The organism is Vibrio floridensis, assembly GCF_021852965.1.
In the GTDB taxonomy this organism is placed as follows: Bacteria; Pseudomonadota; Gammaproteobacteria; order Enterobacterales; family Vibrionaceae; genus Vibrio; species Vibrio floridensis.
In genome coordinates, this window is sequence record NZ_JAKGCY010000037.1 from 1 (window position 1) to 4532 (window position 4532).

Annotated in this window: 5 protein-coding genes and 1 pseudogene; all 6 read right to left on the reverse strand. The window is 42.3% G+C overall.

All coding sequences use genetic code 11. From position 1 onward, the window contains the following. Positions 1-829: 829 nt before the first annotated feature. Positions 830-1465 carry a hypothetical protein gene (locus LZU85_RS20330; RefSeq protein WP_237288362.1) on the reverse strand — a complete coding sequence of 212 codons (636 nt, stop codon included), beginning with the start codon at positions 1463-1465 and terminating at the stop codon, positions 830-832. A gap of 270 nt (positions 1466-1735) precedes the next feature. Next, positions 1736-2275: a histidine phosphatase family protein gene (locus LZU85_RS20335; protein ID WP_108654625.1), complete on the reverse strand. Its 540-nt coding sequence runs from the start codon at positions 2273-2275 to the stop codon at positions 1736-1738. A gap of 165 nt (positions 2276-2440) precedes the next feature. Continuing rightward, a complete protein-coding gene (locus tag LZU85_RS20345) occupies positions 2441-2662 on the reverse strand; it encodes a VF530 family protein (RefSeq protein WP_005526706.1) in 222 nt (73 codons plus the stop codon). Between the two features lie 247 nt (positions 2663-2909). After that, the gene (locus tag LZU85_RS20355; RefSeq protein WP_182289739.1) at positions 2910-3275 is read right to left on the reverse strand and encodes a hypothetical protein; all 366 of its coding nucleotides are present in this window, start codon (positions 3273-3275) and stop codon (positions 2910-2912) included. Between the two features lie 220 nt (positions 3276-3495). Then, positions 3496-3846: a hypothetical protein gene (locus LZU85_RS20360; RefSeq protein WP_038969909.1), complete on the reverse strand. Its 351-nt coding sequence runs from the start codon at positions 3844-3846 to the stop codon at positions 3496-3498. A gap of 497 nt (positions 3847-4343) precedes the next feature. Continuing rightward, positions 4344-4532 (reverse strand): annotated as a pseudogene (locus LZU85_RS20370) (hypothetical protein); the annotation flags it as partial.

Consider the following 4532-nt stretch of genomic DNA (forward strand, 5'->3'; position numbering starts at 1 on the left):
CGCATACCAAAAATGCCACGCGGCATGAATCCCACTTGAACGCCTTGTTATGCTTAAGCTTCAATGGGTTACGTTTTGCTAAAACCAAGATTAACTCGACTTTGATTTACAAACAAAAGCCAAAACGTAGAAAACCGAAATAACTCATAGTTTTAAAAATCGGGCTTTGAAATTCGGCCGCTAAAACTCAAAAACCGAAGATTAAATTGCTGATTGAACCAGCCGCCCTAACCGCGCACTTACCTGACAATTGATTGAGGCAACTCTCTAAATTTCCAGCGCCCAAGAATGGACGTCCAGAAAATAGCGCCCACTGAAGCCAACTTGCCGACGAGCACAAAACCAAAAAGTTGAGGGAACAAAGAAAACCATAACCCACTGATTTTACGTGATTAAGCATAACGCTGCGTTAAGGGGTGAGGGCCGCCTAAACCAACTCTTCGCAGACCACCTTCACCACCAAAACTCACCGCATGCCAAAAATGCCACGCGGCACGAATCCCTCTTTAACGCTTTGTTAGCTTAACATGTGACCGTACTCCCTAGCGTTCTTTAGCGTATCTATCTTTACATGCGGAGAAAAAACCAACGAAAAATAAGGCGTTAGTAGCAACCAAAACAAAACCTGAAACAACAGGCAAGTTGGAACCTAATATCATAGACAGAGTGTAATATTGTGTACATGCAGCCATTATGCAAAGCGCCAATGAGCGCAATAACATTGGGCCTTTAGATAACTTACTAGCGGAGAACAGACACACCGAAAATAGCACGTGAGAGAAGTGAATTGTCGCTAGAGAAAAAATGACTATTAGTAAAATTATCAGCATTATAAATCATCCGCTTTTAGCAAGCCTCTTCTTAGCAGTTCCTTTTGAGCGTCCTTTGCATTTAAGTTCGTTTGGTATGCTATAACACTAACCATTACGACCAAAATTGCCGATGCTCGAGAAGCTACTTGTTTTGTTAACCCCATTTTTTCACCAATTTGCGCTACCGGAGATGTTGTAACCGCTCGTTTTAGTTGATCTGAAGCTTTTTGCGTTGCACCGATGAGCCCTTTCTCATTTGCTGAGTATAGAAATGCTGCAACACCAGCGACCGTTAATGGAACAGTTATTTCAAGTCCAACAACTTTAAGTGTGTCATTTACTCCCTTATTTGTATCAAAAAACTCCCTAAGCTCGTTATCTGAAAGAGACCACGAGAACCAATATGGGTTAGCTACAACCTGCGATACTAGTGAGTACAACGATGCTTTCAGTTGGTTATCATTTAAATCTAGTATTTGCTTTAATATCTGCGATTGCATATTTTTAGGTAACTGTCTGTACAGGACAATTCCTGTCATAATCGGTATTGCATTGGCTAGTCTTTTCAAACGAGCCTCATACTTCTCCATTCCAATTAAACTAGCGTAGTACTTTACTGGGTCTGCCCCAATCATCGATTTGTGAACTCTCATAAAACCTCCAATATACTGTATGTTGGGATTGATACGCTTTTAAACGTCTCCATACAACTACAGTTGGATTTTTTTCGTATGATTTCACGACAGAATGCAATCTAGTTAATGGTGAATTACTTTGAGCTGAGCGGTAACCTTATATGTTGAGCTAACGCCGCGTTAAGGGGTGCCGGCACGCAATACAAAAGCTACCGCACAGCGACTTAATCACTGAACCCAACGCAAACCGAAAATGCCACGCGTGCCAAATCCCTCTTAAACGCTTTGTTAGCCCAATTTACCCAACGTTAGCGTACGATAGCTTCCACAACCAATACCGTTGTCTTGGTAGCCAGCCAAACTTTCAAACACATTAAAATGCGAAACGACGATTACCTTAGAATAATGTGTGTATCGCGATAACACACTTTCTGCACGATTTCTAAGCGCTATCCAAGACTCATACGGAACATTATTGGGCTCCGCATTATTTTTTAGCGAAGCGCGATAATCATGCCAACGGCGATCTCGTTCTTGAAGATCTACATAACCACCATCCAAGTCCGCTCGCCACTCTCGTAGGTCATGTTCAACAAAGAGTTCTAAACCGAGTTTACGATTAATGATTTCGGCAGTTTGTAGTGCTCTTGTATACGGTGAAGAGATGATAACTTCTGCTTTCTCGAGTTGAATTTCTTGAGCAACAGCGTACAACTCATGGATGTGATCTCGGTGTAAAGGAGCGTAATCTTTTTCAAGCTGGCTCATTTTTCGCTCGTCAGATAACGAGTAGTCAGGCACGCCATGCCTTACAAATACAACTTCCATTCGTCACTAAATCTCCATTTTTACCGGTTTGGGCTAACGCTGCGTTAAGGGGTGAATGCCGCCTAAACCAACTTCCTGCAGACCACTTTCACCACAAAACTCACTGCATACCAAAAATGCCACGCGGCATGAATCCCTCTTAAACGCTTTGTTATGCAAATGTTCTTAACGGCAAAATGTATCTATATACAAAGCCTCAACCTTGTCTCTCGCCCACTGCGTACGACGCAAAAACTTAAGAGAAGATTTGATTGATGGATTGCTGTAAAAACAGTTAATTTTAATTTCTCTGTCTAACCCTTCCCAGCCGTAGTGCTCTTGTAAACGAACGAGAATTTTCTCTAAGGTTAAACCATGTAAAGGATTGTTTTGCTGCTCTTGGCTCATTGCTTGGGTCCTAATAATACCGCTTAGTTTGGGCGCAGTTTACCAGAATGATTTAGTCAGTTAGCCAATTTATTTTCGCCAATAGCCTAGGCCTGAGCAGTGGAAAATCGGCTGGTTTGAATATTTGCATAACGCTGCGTTAAGGGGTGAATGCCGCCTAAACCAGCTTTCCGCAGACCATTTTCACCACCAAAACTCACCGCATACCAAAAATGCCACGCGGCATGAATCCCTCTTAAACGCTTTGTTATGAGCCGGACTTGAGATGAACACCCACTTCTCTAAATTGAGATTTCAAATCCAGCATTTGTATGTGAGCCAGTACTATTTGGAATAGATTAAACACTGCTGCTGCAAACATGCACCCAGCCACATAGCCAGACCACATTTGTTTGTCAGGCTGATATAACGTGTTGAAAGATAAAACAAAGAAAATGAGGCTAGAGAAACTTAATAGGTATTCATTACAACTATATAGGTACGAATTTGTCGAATAGTCATATTTGATTGTGACTTTTCCGCCTGCTCGAGCGAATTTTAGGTGAAGTGAGTTGCCTACAGTTTTATAAGATAAATCATTTCTATCAAGTACTTGCTCTACTTTTTCCAACATTCTTCAATGTCCTCCATGACTATTGGTCTAGCTGTACCACTAGCGTTGGTACTGCAATTTCTACAACTGTGTTCAATATGTACGAGGCTCATAACGCCGCGTTAAGGGGCGCAGGCACGCACTACAAAAGTGACCGCATCACACCTTAACCACTAAACTTACCGCAAACTGAAAATGCCACGCGTGCCAAGTCCCTCTTTAACGCTTTGTTAGCACTCTTTTAGAAAACCATTGCGTGGTCTACCAGAAAACGCCCATCCTCATAAACTATAACCAGCTCTGCTACATGTTCGCCTGGTGCTTTCGTGTAATATTGTTTCCAAACTATTGCCGCTGAGTCTGGTCGCCTAAACACTGCAACTAACTCTCTATCTGCAAAGAAACCCTTTTCAGCCTGATATTTTACACAGACTTCATTGAGGTAATCTCGGGTAACTATTTTGAGCATCCGCTTGTTAAAGTCTCGGACGTGCCGCTCATGGTCAATATTCGTCGATGCTTCCATCAAATTGTCCATGATAGGATTTGCGATATCTAATATTTCCTGCTCTGACATTTCTTGAAAGTTCATAACAATCCTTTTGCTAAACTACCGTCCAGAGTGCTAACGCTGCGTTAAGGGGTGAATGCCGCACAAACCAAGCTTCCGCATGCCACTTTCACCACCAAAACTCGCCGCATACCAAAAATGCCACGCGGCATGAATCCCTCTTGAACGCCTTGTTATGCTTAAGCTTCAATGGGTTACGCTTTTCTGGAAACAAGATTAACTCGACTTTGATTTACACACAAAAGCCAAAACGTAGAAAACAGAAATGACTCATAGTTTTAAAAATCGGACTTTGAAATTTGGCCGCTAAAACTCAAAAACCCAAGATCAAATTGCTGATTAAGCTAGCCACCTTAACCTCGCACTTACCTGAAAATTGATTGAGGCAACTCTCTGAATTTTCAGCGCCAAAGAATAAGTGTCCGAAAAGCAGCGCCCAATAAAACCGACTTGCCGACAAGCACAAAACCAATCAGCCAAGGGAGCAAAGAAAACCATAAACCACTGATTTTACGTAATTAAGCATAACGCTGCGTTAAGGGGTGAATGCCGCACAAACCAACTTTCCGCAGACCGCTTTCATCGCCAAAACTCACCGCATGCCAAAAATGCCACGCGGCATGAATCCCTCTTGAACGCCTTGTATGGATAATAACTAACGAATCAGGGTAAGGTGAGACCCAGACTTTAGCTGCAACTAAAGTTCT